Raw genomic sequence first — 16651 nt, 5'->3', positions numbered from 1 at the left:
CAATCTGTCAGCTGTTGTTTTGCCACAGTCGTTGCAAAAAATGCAGCAAATTGCGATGTAGAAAACCCTTCTGCGTGCTTTCGGGCAGCCCTTGCGCTGCTAAGTCTGCAATTAGCGTTCTATAATGACTCGCGTTAGAATATCGGTCAAAAAATACACCTTGCGGAAAATGTTCGGGCAGGTAATAAAACAAATCGGCACCGCACACCATCTGATGCTCGGCACCCATGCCTATTCCGTAGCGGAGGTGTTCAAACAAGTTGAGCGGATTATCTCCCAGATAAGCTTTTAGCCACGTCAGCCCGATGATGCCGTTTCTGCGAATGATTTCTTTGGCAATATCGTCGGGCAGGTTGCGCGGGTGATTGTGCAACGCCCTGAAATTGGAATGGCTGGCAATTACCTGCAAGGGCAGTTGGTGCTTGTCTATGTGTAACAGAATATCGTTTGCAAGGGCATCGCTTGTATGCGAAAAATCAATGGCAATCGGTTGGCGCGCCAAGTAGTCTAACAGTTTTCTGCCGTCATCTTTCAGGCCGATATTGGTTTGATTTCCGCCGCCAAAACGGTTTTCTGTATGATGTGTAAGACTGATGTAAAAAATGCGTCCCAGTTGCTGCCGCATTTTGTCTAACCTTTCAAAGCATTTATTGAGCGGTTCGTGCTCTTCGCACAAACCGGAGGCGTTTTCAATGGCGGGCAACAAGGCTGTTTTTCCTGTAAAAGGCACATCGGGAAGTTGCTCAGTTTGCAACAGGGCATATACCCTTTCAGGATAGTTTTGCAGTAAGTCGGTTAATTTTTCTACCTGTCCCGCTGCCAAATAGGTACTTCCGGGTTTGGTTACGGTAAAAACAGCGGTGGTTTGCAAAACAATGCCTCCTTGTTCCAATAAAGGCAAGCTGCATCGCGACTCGTCGGAGAGAGGGGAGGCATTGGCCACGTTTTGCAGGTAGCTCAGTAAGTCGCAATGGGTATCGGCAACAGGTATCATACGTACACGGCAAATAGATGAGTATGCAATATAAAGTCGTTTTTTTGACAAATCGGGCAACAACTTGGCTTATGCTGTGTTAATTAACACATCTTTTTTGAACTGTAAAATTTAAATCCTTAAAATTGCGGGTGGTTGTGATTTAACAATAATTTAAAATCAATTGCAATGAAAAAAAACTTACTGCTGTATGTGGTAATGCTGCTCACAGGATTTGCAGCATTTGCCCAGGACAGACAAATTTCCGGTACTGTTACCGACGGTACAGAGAAAGTGCCTCTTCCGGGCGTATCCATCCTGATTAAAGGAACAAACTCAGGAGCAACAACCGATGCGGACGGTAAATACCGCATCAATGTACCGGCGAATGCCAAAACCTTGGTTTTCAGCTTTGTAGGATTTGTTTCGCAAGAGGTGGAAATTGGCACGCGCACAACTATTGACGTTGCGCTGATGCCGGATACCAAAACTCTGCAAGAGGTAGTTGTAACCGGTTACGGCCAACAAGAAAAGAAAGCGCTGGCCGGCTCTGCTGCCATTGTGAAAGCGGAAGTTATTCGCGCCGTTCCTCTGGGTTCTTTTGACCAGATGTTGCAAGGTCAGGCTCCGGGCTTGCTTGTGCAGGCTAACTCAGGTCAGCCCGGCGCACCTGCTGCCGTTCGTATCCGTGGTGTAGGTTCTATCAACGGTACCAACGAACCGCTGTACATTGTGGACGGTGTGCAAATTTCTGCACAGAACTTCGCTACACTCAACCCTGCCGACTTTGAGTCTGTAAACGTTTTGAAAGATGCAGCGGCAACTTCTATCTACGGTTCTCGCGGTTCTAACGGTGTTATCGTTATTACCACCCGCCGTGGCAAGGCCGGTGCTGCCAAAATTGAATACAGTGGTCAGTACGGTATGTCTTTCTTCCCTCCCAACCGTTTGGAGTTGATGAATACCAATGAAAAAATTGACTACGAACTGCTTCAGGGCGGTACTCCTCTGGAAGATTTGACACCTGCCGAAATTGCACGCTTGCGCACCATTGAAACCGACTGGCAGAAAGAACTGTTTCAGGTAGGTAAAACTTCACAGCACCAAATCAGTGCTTCAGGCGGCAATGAAAAGACCATTTTCTACATTTCAGGCAACCTGTTCCAACAAACCGGTACTGTGCGCTTCACCGGCTTAGACCGTTACACCGGCCGCGTGAATATTGAGCACAATGCAGGCAATCTGCGCTTCGGTTTGAACACTACCGCAGGCTACTCTGACTATAAGAACACAACAGAAGCTAACTCAGGTATTGCCTCTCCTTTGAACGCTATCCGTTGGGCAAACCCTTATGAAACCCCTTTCACTCCCGACGGTCGCTACTCTCAATTCCTTTCAGGTCAGCCAAACCCTGTGCAGGAAATGCTGGAAACTTTCCGCGGAACCAAAGAATTTAAAGGCGTAGGCAACGTATTTATCGAGTACAACTTTCCATTCCTGCAAGGTCTTTCTGCCCGTACGGCATGGGGTGTGGACTATGAAAATCAGGAAAGCACAACTTACTTCAGCCGTTTTTCAGTAGTTGGTCAGTCGGCTGCCAACCGCCGTAACGGTTCGCTGAACCGCAACTTCTTCCGCAACACCCGTTGGACAGGTACTACTTCCGTAAACTATGCTAAAACCTTTGGCGACCATAACCTGAACGTAGGTTTATTCCAAGAAGTAGTGCGAAATCGCTTCGGTACGTTTGGTTTCACAGGCTTTGGCCTGACCGGCAACCTGCAAAACGAAGCAGGTATCACACAAGGTAGCCCTACCAACAACTTTATTCCTATCGTACGCGGTAACGGCTCTGAAAGCGTGTTGATGTCTTACTTCCTGACTGCCAACTACGGTTACAAAGACCGCTACTTTGTAAGCGCTACTGTTCGCCGCGATGGTTCTTCCCGCTTCGGTGCCGACAAGCGTTGGGGTAACTTCTGGTCATTGGGCGGCAGCTGGATTGTGTCTGACGAAAACTTCATGTCGGGCATCGACAAAAGCACGCTGTCATTGCTGAAACTGAAAGCCAGCTATGGTACAGTAGGTAGCCAAGCAGGTTTCACCAGTGCGTTCGGTTCATTCGGTATCGGCGACTTTGCTTCACGTGAGTTGTTCTCTGCTGCTGCCGTTTATGATGGTGTAGCGGGCTTGACATTGGCACAGTTGGCAAACCCTGATTTGGGTTGGGAACAGAAGAACATGCTTAACGCAGGTATTGAATTCGGTTTGTTCAATGACCGTATTTCAGGCGGTATTGAGTTCTACGACAACCTGACTACCAATATGTTCTTGCCGGTGCAACTTTCCCGTACCACAGGCTTTACCAGCCAAAACCGCAATGCGGGTAAAATGCGCAACCGTGGTGTAGAACTGTCGCTGAACACTGTAAACGTAAAAGCAGGCGATTTCACATGGAGCACCAACATCAACTTTGCCATCAACCGCAACAAAATCGTTGATTTGGCAGGCGAAAAAGAAATTATCAGCGGCTTGGTTATTAACCGCGTAGGTTTCCCTGTAAACAGCAACTTCTTGGTTGAGTACGTTGGTGTGAACCCTCAGAACGGCAACTCCGTTTATCGCAATATCAACGGCGAAACTACCGAAAACTACAGCCCTAACGACCGTCAGATTTTTGGTATGCGCGATGCACCTTACTTTGGCGGTATTACCAACTCATTCTCTTTCAAAGGCTTAGAATTTAATTTCTTGTGGAGCTTTGTACTGGGTAATAAAGTTTACAACAACGACCGTACAAACGTTGAAGACCCTACTTACTTTATCGACAACGTATCTCGTGCCTTGTTGAGAGAGTGGCGCCGTCCGGGTGATATTACAGACATTCCGCGTCCTACACAAGAAATGCAGCGTGGTACAACCCGTTTCTTAGAGAAAGGCGACTTCTGGCGTTTGCGTAACGTTATGCTGGCTTACAACTTCCCTTCAACGCTGGTGAGCAAAGCTAAAATCTCTTCATTGCGTATGTTCGTACAAGGGCAGAACGTATTCACCATCACCGACTTCTTGGGCTTTGACCCTGAAATTACCGGTGGTCAGCTGACAGGCGCTCAGTACCCTGCCATGCGTACCGTAACTTTCGGTTTGAATCTGGGCTTCTAAAATTAAATTCCTGAACAGAAATGAAACTATTAAAATACGCTTTGGCATCTTCGGCAATTTTTGTTGCCACCTCTTGTGCCAATATTGTTAATGAGGTCAATCCAACCCACATTTTGGATACTTCCAATGCGTTCAAAACCATTGAGAACTATGAGGCAGCGCTTAACGGCGCTTACGCTCAGTTACGCAGTGTGAATGCCTATGGACGCAACCAGTCTTCTATTCCCGATATGATGAGCGACAACCTGAAAGAGTCGCCCGAAAACCTGCCACAAGGCACTCGCGGCATGGTGGACTGGGTATATGCAGCAGACAATGGCGAAGTTGCCAACGGATGGCTCGGTTTATATACCATCATCAACTCTACAAACGTAGTTATCAATGGTATTGATGCTTTCACAACTCCTGCCAACCAGCGTACAGCTAACCGCATCAAAGGACAGGCATTGGCACTGCGCGGATGGCTGCACTTTGACCTGCTGAAATGGTATGCCAATAACTACGACCGCAACTCTAATGACCCGGGCGTGCCTGTTATGACAACCGTTTCCAGCACCAACCCCAATGCGCGCCCTGCTCGTGCATCCGTAAAAGAAGTGTACGACCGCATTTTCAACGATTTGAATGAGGCATTGCGTTTGTTGAGCGACGTAGACCGTGCGATTAACACTGCTTCTCGCCGTGTGAACATCGATGCGATTGCCGTTAATGCGATGCTGGCTCGTGTATCGCTGTATGCCGGACTGAATGCAGACGCTATACGCTTTGCAACAACGGTTATTAACGCTCTGCCGCTGGCAACCCGTGCACAATTCCCTGCCATTTGGCGCGATGAAACCGCTGCTGAAGTAGCATGGGCGATTCGCTTCAACCCCGGTGAAGGTGGCCCCGCTTTGGAAGTATATTCTCCTGCCGGTAACGACCGCGCATCTTTTGATGCCTCTCCTGACATGGTAGCCTTGTACGACCGCGTGAATGACATCCGTTTCAACAGCTACATGGCCGCCGGCTTCAGCACCCGTGCCCCACGTCCTGCTACGCGTTTTATTCCTATCAAATACTTGGGTAAAGGCAACAACCGCGACGGCGTAACCGACTTCAAAGTATTGCGTACCGGCGAAATGTACCTGATTCGTGCAGAAGCACGTCAGCGCTCAGGTGATGCCGCAGGTGCTCTGCAAGACCTGAACACTTTGCGTGCAGCCCGCATCCAAGGCTTTGTTCCGGGAACTGAAACAGGTGCAGCTCTGGTACAAGCAATTGCCGATGAGCGTCGTCGCGAACTGTTCTTGGAAGGCCACCGCTGGTTTGACTTGAAGCGCACTACCCGCACTATCAACCGCCAGAACTGTACGCCTCCGGCTACTCAGTGCTCACTGGCTCCTAACAGCCCTCGCTGGACTTGGCCTATTCCAACTCCTGAGTTGAATGCCAATCCTAACATAACACAGAACCCGGGCTACTAATCTGCCTTTGTTTGTGTAATTAGGTTATAAAGAACAAATCCCGACAGGTTTTCAAATCCTGTCGGGATTTTATTTTGGCTTGCTGTCGGTTTTTTGTATGAAGCTCATCATGCAATTTTGCAGTAAATTCAGCTCGATTGGAAAGCCTCTTTCCATAATGCCCTAACTTTGCGGTAAATGTTGTATCCGAAGAACTTTGAAGATAAAATCGGCTTTGACAAAATCCGTCAGCAGTTAGCCGAATGCTGCAGTGGGTCTCTGGGGCGTGCTTTCGTACAGCGTATGCGTTTCAGTGAACGCTACGACGTTGTGCACAAGTTGCAAAGTCAAACCGAAGAATTTCGCAAACTGCTTGCCGCGGGAGAAGCCTTTCCCGAAGGAAACTTTTTGGATGTAAGCGAAAGTTTGCAGAAAGCAGCCATTGAGGGCGCATTTCTAAGCGAAGAGGAGTTTTTTGACCTCCGCCTCTCCTTAGGTACGCTTCACAAATGTTTAGAAATTATTGCTAAAAAAGACGACAAAGAAATTCCGCACCTGAAAGAACTCAGCGGCGGGTTGGCAATAGACAAGCTGCTGCTTTCCGAAATAGAGCGGGTGATAGACGAGCGCGGCAAAGTGCGCGACAATGCCTCTCCCGAACTGCGCGACATCCGCGGCAGTATCCTGCGCGAACAGGCCAGTGTTCGCAAGAAAATAGAGCAGATATTGCGCTCACTCAAAGCAGAGGGCATAGCCTCCGACGAGGCACAACTGACTGTACGTGAAGGCAGGATTGTTATTCCGCTACCGGTGGAATACAAACGACGCATCAAAGGTTTTGTACACGATACTTCTGCAAGCGGGCAAACCGTTTTTATTGAGCCTGCCGAGGTATTGGAAATCAACAACGAAATCCGTGAACTAATGGCCGAGGAGAGGCGCGAAATCGTGCGCATTCTTACACGCCTTACCACGCGCTTGCGGCCGCATGTGGAAGACCTCAAAAAAGGCTATTTCTTTCTTGGACTGATGGATTTCATCAGGGCTAAAGCCCGATTTGCGATGCACTTCAAGGCGATTTTCCCTGAATTGCATAAAAAGCCCATGCTGCAATGGATAGGCGCAAGGCATCCGCTTTTACAACAACACTTGCAGGAAGTCGGCAGAAATATAGTGCCGCTCAATATTCGGTTAGATGATAAAAACCGCATCCTGCTCATTTCAGGCCCCAATGCAGGCGGTAAATCGGTTTGCCTGAAAACAACCGGTTTGTTACAGTACATGTTGCAGTGCGGCATTCCCATCCCTGTGGAAGAGGGTTCGCGTGCAGGTATTTTTCAGCATCTGTTCATAGACATCGGCGATGAACAATCCATTGACAACGACCTGAGTACGTACAGTTCGCACTTAAAAAACATGAAGGCATTTTTGCAACTGGCCGATAATCAGTCGCTTTGCCTGATTGACGAATTTGGAACAGGTACCGAGCCTCAATTTGGCGGTGCGATTGCCGAAGCCATTCTTGAACAACTGAACGAGCGCAAGGTATATGGGGTTATAACTACTCACTATGCCAATTTGAAATTTTATGCCGAAAATACGCCGGGTATTATTAACGGTGCCATGCGCTACAATGTAGAAGCGTTGGAGCCCCTTTTTGAACTGGAAATAGGTAAACCGGGTAGCTCATTTGCGCTCGAGATTGCTCAAAAAATCGGGTTGCCGCGCGTTGTTACGCAGAGCGCCCGCCAAAAAGTTGGCAAAGACAAAATTGATATAGAAAAACTGCTCAAAGACCTTGAAATAGAAAAGCAGTTCTACAAAGAAAAGAATGATTTGTTGCAAACCGAAAAGCAACTGCTGGCAAAAACACAGGCAGAGTATAACCGCCTGCGCGATTTTATAGAAACCAATCGCAAGCAACTTATCAACGAGGCGAAGGCCGAGGCCAAGCGCATTGTGCAGGAAGCCAACCAAAAAATAGAAAATACTATTCGCCAAATACGCGAGCAGCAGGCAGAGAAAGAAAGCACCAAACAACTTCGGCAAGAACTGGAAACTTTCAGCCGACAATTACAGCCCGAAGAGATAAAAACGATTAGCAAACCCGCCAATGTTGAAAAATCGGAAATAGAATTGGATGACAGCCCGATTGAAGTAGGCGATTATATCCGACTGAAAGGTACGGAAACCGTGGGCGAGGTAGTGGCTGTCAAAGGTAAGGAGGCCTCTATCGTGATTGGCGAGTTAAAATCAACGGTTAAAATCAATCGTCTGGAAAAAATCAGCCGCAAGAGCTATCGCCAATTGATGCCCGAAAAAGCCGCTCCTTCGTCTAATGTAGGTATCGATTTGAACGAAAAGATGTCGCATTTCAGCTTTGATTTGGATGTGCGCGGCAAGCGTGCCGAGGAAGCACTGACAGAGGTTTCTCAGTTTATTGACGATGCAATTATGCTCAGCCATCAGCATTTGCGCATTGTACATGGCAAAGGCGATGGTATTTTGCGCACCCTCATCCGCGACCATCTGCGCAAGTACAAGGAAGTGCTGCGATTGGAAGACGAACACGCCGACCGTGGCGGGGCAGGCATTACATTAGTAACGCTCCGGTAATCCCCTAATGGATTTTGACAGATATTCGTATACGCAAACCCGACAGGACTTTAAAACCTGTCGGGTTTTAATAGCTCCTTTTCAGCAACTTATGCAAAAAAATACAGATGAACGCCTGCGGAAGATGTTTAAGAAGAAAATAAAATCCGCATACACCCGCATCATCGGTTTTTTTAAAAAAATTTGCCAAGCTACTTGTTAATAACCTTCATCAACGCTTTGTGCACAATCGGCCCTGCCTCTGGGCCGGTGGAGTTAATTTCTCCGTAGGGCGCTTTCTGGTAATCGTAGGTGTAGGGGGCATCGGCATCCCACTGGCTTTTGGGCATGATGTAGCCGATTTCGTCGTTGGCAAGCCCCAGCACAATGCGCTGTCTGCCCTGCATCATGCTGCGAAGCGGCGGTATTTCCTGTGGGCTAAGGGTAAAATCCTGTCCCTGAGGGCTTTCTATGCCGCCATCTACTATTTCAGGGTAAATTTCGCCCGGCACGCACAGCAAACCAATCGCATCACCGATTTGCAGATAAGCAGCCTCCGTGCGCATTTGATTCCAGCCACTGTAGCCTCGGTCTAATACGCCAAGTGCTACGGCAAGTTTGTAAAGTTTATTGTCTAACGGAATGGTAAAAGTTTGGGCACGCAGCGCAATACCGGCAGAACGGACGGTATTTTCGGGGATTCGGGCGGCGCTGTCCAACGCCCGAAAAGTCAGCAGTGCCAGTTGTTTTCCCTGTGCATCTATTTTCTCAAAAGAACCTTTGGTAAAAGTTTGACCACTTACGGGGTCTGTGATGGCAATATCGGGATGGGTGGTCATCAACCCGCCGATAGCACCGGTAAAGAAGACTGCCGTGCCGCCTAATCCCTTGGCAATCAGGCTATCTCCTTTGTAAATGCCTTTTTCTACATACTCGCGCCAATAGTGCGGAAAGTCTGAACTGATGAGCAGGTTACCGCTCCACAAAGTTTCAGGATGATTGCCCCAGCAAAGCAACGTTCCCAGCGTAGTGTCTGCTTGTGCATCAATGGCCTGAATAATGTGCAGGCTTTTGTCAAACACTAACGGCGGACGGGTATCGGCCAGCATGGGCGCAGCACCCACCGAATCGGTAGCCAATCGCAACAGCGCAGGTCGCAAATTGGCAGCAGCTGTTTCTATGGCCTGCACCGTACTTTGGCGCACGGTTTCCATGTATTCAGGATTTACACCGCTGAAAAAGTAATTTTCGCCCCACAAGCCAATGGTATCGGGGCCTTCGTGCACGTGTGTAGAGGTGATGATGGCATAGGTAATGCCCGTAGAAGCCGCAATGCGCTCCCTGATTTTGACTACTTCGTTATGCCCCAGCCCGATGATATCTAATGCAACAAGCGCCACCCGCGAACGGCCGTCATCAATCACCATGCAACGCGCCCAAAGCGGGTCATGTACGCCTTGTGCAGGTTTTTTATTCTGAAAACCTGCCATCCAGACCGCATCAAATCGCCCGTTTTTATTGACATCTTCCCATCGGTCGCCCTCCGATTTATCAAATCGGGCATCTCCGTTGGCATCTGTCCACGTATCCGATACAATCGGTGTAATATCCACTTTGGCAAAACCTACGCGCAAGACCGGTTGCTCGGGCGGAGTAATCCGCAGCGACAGCTCGTAGCCGGGTGTTCGGTCTCTGCCGTTGAGCAGCGCCCACAGCACAAGCACGGCAATCATGATTGCAAGAGGGATGAAAATGCGGCGCATACGCCTGTTTTTATCGGTCGCCATATGAGTATCGGGTGAGTATCGGTGAAATACTGTATTTTTGCACTAAATTAAGTTCAAATTACATGGAATCCACTCGCCAGCGCAAGTTCGCCCGCCTGATACAGAAAGAACTGGGTGATATTTTTCAAAAAGACCTGAAAGAAATCACGGGCAATCATTTAGTAACCATTACCGTTGTGCGGGTTTCGCCCGATTTGGGTATTGCCAAAGTATATCTGAGCTTCCTGCCCGACAAAGGAAAGACCGAGAAAATAGATATGCTTCGCGAAAACATCAAGCAAATCCGTCAGGAATTAGCTGCCCGTATCCGCCATCAGGTGCGTATCATTCCCGAACTGCAATTTTTCATAGACGATACAGAAGAAGAAGCCATGCGCATCAATCAGTTGCTCGCCGGGCTGAATATTCCCCCGGCTCCGGCTGAAGAAGCGGAAGACTCTGAGGAATAACCTAAACCATTTGAGCGCGGCGTGCTTTCTCTTTTCCGAATTAACGACCCTCTGCGTTTTTTGCTGGCAGCAGTAATTTTCCTGCTGCTTCGGTTCGGCTTGTTCTACGGCAAACAACCCGCCACAGGTGCCGATATGCTCTATCAGCTTATAGGCGAACGCATGGCCGAGGGCAAACAGTTGTACGTAGATATTTGGGAAAATATTCCGCCTTTTTCGGCAGGCATTTTTTGGCTTGTCCATTTGCTGTTCGGGCACTCTCAATCAGCCTACTTTATTATCGGGGCGCTGCTGGTTATTGTGCAGGCAGGGCTGCTCAACCGAATGGCGTTGCGCTACAACCTCTACAACGAAAAAAACTACCTGCCGGCGTTGTTCTACTGCCTGTTTGCACTTGTAAGTTTTGACATGGCCATGCTGTCCCCGCCGTTGTTGGCAACGGTTCCGCTGTTGTTGATGTTAGACAACCTTTTTGGCCTGCGCGACCGCATAGAAAATGAGCGCCTCTTTTCTCTTGGCGTATATGTAGGCAGTGCTATACTGTTTTATTACCCAACGGCTTTATTTATCCTCTTTGCTCTGATTTCTGCCGTATTCTTGCGTAGCCTTTCACCCCGCCAGTTTTTGGTTATCGGCTTGGGAGTGGTTTTTATGGCACTGCCAATATTTACCTACTATTATTACACCAACGGATTTACACTGTTGCTCCGCAACTACTGGTTCACGCTCTTTCTGCCGGAGCGGTTTCTTTTAAACAACAACCTGTTGTTTTTATTGCTTGCTTTGCCTGCCGTGTCGTTCTTGCCGGCGGTATCCAAAGTATATGCAAGCGGCATGTCATTCATTAATTTCCAGCAAACCACTCATCGCATCATGCTTTTTTGGTTATTGACGGTGGGTGTTTCGGCCTTTGTTTTTGCAGGCGGTTTTTCGGGCAACTCGCTGATATTGCTTGCCGCGTCCTATGCCTTTTTTATGACGCACTACATATTGCTGCTCAGCAAAAAATGGACAACTGAAATAACCGCCATGATGCTTATAACAGCACTGCCTGCCATCGGGTGGGTTATCTTGAACAAACAGGCGGATATGCAACCGGCCGTCCGATACGGCTATATACTGCCGCAAGCCCCCTTGCCCTTGCCGCAAAACGCACAGCGCATATTGGTGCTGGATAACCGCTGGCAATATTACTATCGCCGACAGTTAGCCACTCCCTATCTGCGCCCCGAACTGGCAGCCCCTCATTTGCAAATGCTGGACAGATACGCAACCGCACAGGCCGTTTATTTGAATATCATGGCCGACATGCCCGACTTGATTATTTGTGCCCCGCAGATAACCGATAAAATACGCCTGTTTGACCGGTTGCAGATTCTGCGCCGATGGTATCGGCCACACCCGCAATACCCCGACTTTTACTACAAACAGGCAACTCCAAAACAATAATTTTATTATATTGGCAAAGGACGTAACCAATAACTACTAACCAATGACAGACAACCCAACGCCCGTTCCGCGTTCCGAACAGGAAAACCTGCAACTTTTCAACCGCGAGTTTGTACCGCATATTGATGCGATGTACAACTTTGCCTATAAACTCACATTAGACGAAGACACAGCCAAGGACTTGGTGCAGGATACCTATTTAAAAGCTTTTCGCTTCATTAATTCATTTACCGAAGGAACTAATGCAAAAGCGTGGTTGTTTAGAATACTGAAAAACACCTTTATTAACGATTTCCGCAAGAAATCCAAAGAACCCCCCAAAGTTGACTATCAAGAAGTAGAAAGCGTATATAATTCCGAAGACGTAGATGAAAATATAACAGTAGATTTGCGTTCCGAAACAGTGCAGGATTTGATTGGGGATGAAGTAACCAACGCCATCAACTCGTTGGCTGTTGATTTCAGAACCGTTATTATTCTATGCGACTTGGAAGGATTTACATACGAGGAAATGTCAAAAATATTGGATATACCCATTGGTACGGTTCGTTCGCGATTGCACCGTGCGCGCACCTTATTAAAGCGTAAGTTAAGCGAATATGCCCGCAAGATGGGTTATGCCGGCAATTAAATACATGTACTTTAATTTCAAAGCACTATGAGTAGTCAAGACCCCAATAGGCTCTTGTTTAAAGAGATTCTTCCGTTGGTTTTAGATGGTGAAGCAGACGAAAACCAGCGAGCCTTTTTCCACAAGCAAATAGGCGATTGCCCTAATTGCAGACAGCTTTACGAGCAGGAAAACGCCATCAAACAGGTTATCAAAACCCGCGTGGCGCGCCAGCAGCCGCCTCGCGACCTGCTTCCGACTATTCAACAGCAAATTCAATATCATTTTTCTGTTTCTAAAACCTAATCCGGCACTGTATGGCGCTTGGAAAGCTCCTTATCTTTTCGGCTCCATCGGGAGCAGGCAAAACAACCATTGTTAAACACTTACTGCAAAAATATCCTTCGCTGCTGTCCTTTTCGGTTTCGGCAACCACGCGCGAGCGGAGGCCATACGAAGTTGACGGCAAAGACTATTATTTTATCAGTCCGGAAGCTTTTCAGGCGCATATTGCCGCAGGCGATTTTCTGGAATATGAGCAGGTCTATAATGGTACGCTCTACGGCACGCTGAAAAACGAAGTTGAGCGCATCCGTCAGGCCGGCAAACATGTCATTTTTGATGTGGATGTAATCGGCGGTTTGAACATAAAAAAACAGTATGGCGATGATGCGCTGGCCGTTTTTGTTAAAGTCAGCTCCATAGACGAGCTGGCACGGCGGCTGATGGGGCGCAACACCGAGTCGGAAGAAAAACGCCGCGAACGTGTGGAAAAAGCCCGCCGCGAAGTTCAGTATGCCGAAAAGTTTGATGTCATTCTGCTCAACGACCACTTGCCCACCGCCCTGCAACAAGCCGAAGAACTGTTTGAACAGTTTGCAGGGGTGCAGGTGGAAAAGGTTTAAATATCTATTTGGCATGCAAACCGATTATTCACAGATTTTACAAGTTTCAAAAGACCGGCTCAGTCTCCCTGAATTAGATGCACTGATTGCGGAGCTAATTTCCATCAGGAAGCAAAAAATGCCGCATTTTCTTTCGCAGAAAGAAACAGAACTGCTACAAAAAATCAATGCCGACTTGCCTGTGGATATTAAAAGCCGTTATGCACTGCTAAATGCCAAACGTGCCGAAGAATCCGTCAGTGAGGCCGAATATCAGGGGTTGATGGAACTGACCAATTTTATTTGAATACCATGATGCGAAAAGGCTGGGTTATCTGATAGAATGAAAGAATTGGCAAAACTGCGGAATACAACATTGGAAGCAGTTATTCAGTCGCTCAATATCAAACCTGATTTGTATGTCTGCTGACAGGCTGCAAGAGTTGGTATTTCTCCGGGCAAATGGCTTGTGCGAATACTGTAAAAGTCCGGCAAAAATATCATTACAACCCTTTGTAATAGAACATGTTATTCCCCAAAGCAAAGGAGGTAACACCACAGAGGACAACCTTGCGCGCTTGCTTGCCAGGGATGTAACAACCACAAATACAATAAAATACAAGGCAAAGATTCCGTATCACAACAGGATGTACCTTTGTTCCATTCGCGACAGCAACAATGGAACGAACACTTCGCATGGAGCCATCATGTAGAAGAGATTATAGGTATCACTGCAATTGGCAGAGCTACCGTAGAAACACTAAAACTGAATCGGGAACCGCTAAAATTACTTCGCAGGTTGTTATTCACCGTTGGTGAACATCCGCCTCTTTGAATTATTATGAACACCCACATCACTCTGCTTGCCATAGAATCTTCGTGCGATGAAACCTCTGCGGCGGTTTTGCGCAACGGGCAACTGCTCAGCAACGTAACCGCCAATCAGGAAGTGCACGTCCAATACGGAGGTGTTGTACCCGAACTTGCTTCGCGGGCGCACCAGCAACACATTGTGCCCGTAGTAGCTGCCGCGCTGCAACAAGCCCGCGTTACCGTTGATGATTTGCAGGCTATCGCATTTACGCGAGGCCCCGGGCTGTTGGGTTCGCTGCTCGTGGGTGCTTCTTTTGCCAAGGGATTGGCTTTGGCGCGCAATATTCCGCTCATAGACGTGCATCATATGCACGCACACGTATTGGCGCACTTTATTGAAGACCCCAAGCCGCCGTTCCCGTTTTTGTGCCTCACGGTCAGTGGCGGGCATACGCAGATTGTGCACGTCAAAAGCCCGACCGATATGCAAATCATCGGCGAAACGCAAGACGATGCCGTGGGGGAGGCCTTTGACAAAGCCGCCAAAATGCTGGGATTGCCCTACCCGGGCGGCCCGCTGATAGACAAACACGCCAAAAACGGCAATCCGTTGCGCTTTACTTTTCCTGAGGTAAGCACGCCCGCACTGAACTTTTCGTTTAGCGGCATCAAGACGGCGTTTCTCTACTTTTTGCAGGAGCAGCAGCAAAAAAATCCTGCGTTCATTGCCGAGAACCTCGCCGATATTTGCGCCTCCATGCAGCACACACTTATTACCATGTTGCTGAAAAAATTGCGCAAAGCAGCCCGACAAACGGGCATCAGCCACATTGCCATTGCAGGCGGCGTTTCTGCCAACACTGGGCTGCGCCAAGCTCTGGCCGAAATGGGCGCAACCGAAGGCTGGCAGGTCTATGTACCTCGCTTTGAGTACTGCACCGACAACGCAGCAATGATTGCAATGGCTGCCTACTACAAATACCTTGCGGGCGATTTTTGCGGGCAAGAAGTCAGCCCCATGCCGCGCATGGCGTTCTGATTTTCGGGGGCAAGGCGTGGCCATTTCCCCCGAAAATTATTGTTGCCGAAGTCAGCAAATCAGGATGCGCTGCTGTTGGTGATAAGTTCCGAAGCAGTCGCAACGGCTTGCCGAGGCTCTTTTCGCACATAATCTTTGGGCAAATGCTTGAGCAAGCGTTCCGAAAAACGGTGAAAGTCCACCGTAATAGTATGACGCGGTGTGTTAATCTGCTGAAAATCAGGATTTTTTAATTCTTTGTCTATCAGGGCTTGAATGTTGGACGGCCGTTGCCATTTACCCGCTAATTCGCGTGCGGCAATTTTTGCCTGTAATTCTGCCGCCGGCCAAATGCAGCCCAAAGGTTGAAACAACCCGATAAAATACAAATTCTGAATCGTTGGGTGCATCATGCGCAGGTAGAGTGGCACTTCGCCTTGTGAATAGTCAATAAAGGACTTGTCAAAAAACGGATGTGCGATAACATAGCCCGTACAGGCAACTACCGTATCATATTCGGCCTGCGAACCGTCCGTAAAGTAAACGGTATGACCTTCCCAACGGGCAATTTCGGGGCGGGGATGTATTTTGCCGTGCCGCATGAAATAGTACAATTCATCGTTGATGGTCGGGTGTGTTTGCCCGAAGCGGTGGTCGGGTTCAGGCAGCCCGTAGTGCTTGTGCGAACCAAATTTGAGGCGAATACTGAACTCCGACACTCGCGACCAGAGGCTGCGCGGTAAAAATTTCATGCGCTTGCCCACCACATCGGCAGGTTCGCCAAATAGGAATTTTGGGGTAATCCAATAGCCGCGTCGCCAACTGATGTCGGTGCGGGCAGAAACACGACTGCTCTCCACCGCCACATCGCAGGCAGAGTTGCCTCCGCCAATAACCAGCACGCGCTTGTCCTTAAAGCGGCTGAACCTTTTCACATGGTGTGAATGGATATATTCCCCCGCAAACTGACCGGGATAGGAAGGCCACCGAGGTTGCCAATGATGGCCGTTGCAAACCACCAGCGCATCAAATATCGCTGTTTCTGTTTGTCCCCGATGTTCGGTGGTAATCAGCCACTTACCGTCGGCAGTCAGTTCCGCTTCTTTTACTTCGGTTTGAAAGCGGATAAACGGGTATAAGCCGAAATATTGTGCGTAACTTTGGAAATAAGCAGCCAGTTGTTTGTGGGAAGGATAATCGGGATAGTCGGCAGGCATAGGGAAATCCGCATACTGCGAAAGTGTTTTGGAACTGATGATATGTGTTGTTTCAAATACACTTGAGTGAGACTCATCTTCGCTGAAAACCCAGTTACCGCCTACCTCTTTGCCATAGTCATAAACCGTAACTTGTAAACCTTCATCCAGTAAATTTTTGGCAGCCGTAATGCCCGAAGGGCCTGCGCCGATAACACATACGTTTTTCATTTTCACACAGCCTGTTTAAATTGTTGAAAAATAGCCCGA

Annotated in this window: 14 protein-coding genes; 11 read left to right on the top strand and 3 right to left on the bottom strand. The window is 48.4% G+C overall.

What is annotated here, in order from left to right:
• Window positions 1-7: 7 nt before the first annotated feature.
• Window positions 8-994 carry a dipeptidase gene (locus tag NDK19_RS00365; RefSeq protein WP_250629839.1) on the bottom strand — a complete coding sequence of 329 codons (987 nt, stop codon included), beginning with the start codon at window positions 992-994 and terminating at the stop codon, window positions 8-10.
• A gap of 168 nt (window positions 995-1162) precedes the next feature.
• Here NDK19_RS00365 and NDK19_RS00360 point away from each other — a divergent pair, with 168 nt between their 5' ends.
• The 3 genes from NDK19_RS00360 (at window position 1163) to NDK19_RS00350 (ending at window position 8196) form a co-directional block, all read left to right on the top strand.
• Window positions 1163-4135, top strand: a complete 2973-nt coding sequence (locus NDK19_RS00360; RefSeq protein ID WP_250629838.1) for a SusC/RagA family TonB-linked outer membrane protein — start codon at window positions 1163-1165, stop codon at window positions 4133-4135.
• Between the two features lie 20 nt (window positions 4136-4155).
• Window positions 4156-5601: a RagB/SusD family nutrient uptake outer membrane protein gene (locus NDK19_RS00355; RefSeq protein ID WP_250629837.1), complete on the top strand. Its 1446-nt coding sequence runs from the start codon at window positions 4156-4158 to the stop codon at window positions 5599-5601.
• Between the two features lie 177 nt (window positions 5602-5778).
• On the top strand, window positions 5779-8196 hold the full coding sequence (locus NDK19_RS00350) for an endonuclease MutS2 (RefSeq protein WP_250629836.1): 2418 nt from the start codon (window positions 5779-5781) through the stop codon (window positions 8194-8196).
• Between the two features lie 191 nt (window positions 8197-8387).
• Here the strand turns inward: NDK19_RS00350 and NDK19_RS00345 are convergent, their stop codons facing one another.
• Entirely contained in the window at window positions 8388-9962 is a 1575-nt protein-coding gene (locus NDK19_RS00345; RefSeq protein ID WP_250629835.1) for a neutral/alkaline non-lysosomal ceramidase N-terminal domain-containing protein, read from the bottom strand.
• 62 nt (window positions 9963-10024) lie between these two features.
• On the opposite strand from NDK19_RS00345, the gene rbfA reads away from it, so the two are divergent.
• The 8 genes from rbfA to tsaD all read left to right on the top strand — a co-directional run bounded on the left by rbfA (window position 10025) and on the right by tsaD (window position 15206).
• Window positions 10025-10411, top strand: a complete 387-nt coding sequence (rbfA, locus tag NDK19_RS00340; protein WP_250629834.1) for a 30S ribosome-binding factor RbfA — start codon at window positions 10025-10027, stop codon at window positions 10409-10411.
• Window positions 10412-10432: 21 nt separating this feature from the next.
• The gene (locus NDK19_RS00335) at window positions 10433-11860 is read left to right on the top strand and encodes a glycosyltransferase family 39 protein (protein ID WP_250629833.1); all 1428 of its coding nucleotides are present in this window, start codon (window positions 10433-10435) and stop codon (window positions 11858-11860) included.
• Window positions 11861-11903: 43 nt separating this feature from the next.
• The gene (locus NDK19_RS00330) at window positions 11904-12491 is read left to right on the top strand and encodes a sigma-70 family RNA polymerase sigma factor (RefSeq protein ID WP_250629832.1); all 588 of its coding nucleotides are present in this window, start codon (window positions 11904-11906) and stop codon (window positions 12489-12491) included.
• A gap of 27 nt (window positions 12492-12518) precedes the next feature.
• Complete coding sequence (locus NDK19_RS00325; RefSeq protein WP_250629831.1) at window positions 12519-12776, top strand: zf-HC2 domain-containing protein; 258 nt, start codon at window positions 12519-12521, stop codon at window positions 12774-12776.
• Between the two features lie 11 nt (window positions 12777-12787).
• Complete coding sequence (gene gmk / locus NDK19_RS00320) at window positions 12788-13375, top strand: guanylate kinase (RefSeq protein WP_250629830.1); 588 nt, start codon at window positions 12788-12790, stop codon at window positions 13373-13375.
• Between the two features lie 13 nt (window positions 13376-13388).
• Window positions 13389-13661 (top strand): hypothetical protein, encoded by a 273-nt coding sequence (locus tag NDK19_RS00315; protein WP_250629829.1) that lies wholly within the window; start codon window positions 13389-13391, stop codon window positions 13659-13661.
• Between the two features lie 112 nt (window positions 13662-13773).
• Complete coding sequence (locus tag NDK19_RS16980; RefSeq protein WP_394801667.1) at window positions 13774-14067, top strand: HNH endonuclease; 294 nt, start codon at window positions 13774-13776, stop codon at window positions 14065-14067.
• Window positions 14068-14195: 128 nt separating this feature from the next.
• Window positions 14196-15206, top strand: coding sequence for a tRNA (adenosine(37)-N6)-threonylcarbamoyltransferase complex transferase subunit TsaD (gene tsaD, locus NDK19_RS00310; protein ID WP_250629828.1), 1011 nt, complete (start codon window positions 14196-14198; stop codon window positions 15204-15206).
• Between the two features lie 59 nt (window positions 15207-15265).
• On the opposite strand, the gene NDK19_RS00305 is transcribed toward tsaD, so the two are convergent.
• Window positions 15266-16612 carry a flavin-containing monooxygenase gene (locus NDK19_RS00305; protein WP_250629827.1) on the bottom strand — a complete coding sequence of 449 codons (1347 nt, stop codon included), beginning with the start codon at window positions 16610-16612 and terminating at the stop codon, window positions 15266-15268.
• Between the last annotated feature and the right edge of the window lie 39 nt (window positions 16613-16651).

It is taken from the genome of Rhodoflexus caldus, from assembly GCF_021206925.1.
Lineage (GTDB): Bacteria > Bacteroidota > Bacteroidia > Cytophagales > Thermoflexibacteraceae > Rhodoflexus > Rhodoflexus caldus.
This window is presented reverse-complemented; position numbering and strand designations above follow the sequence as displayed.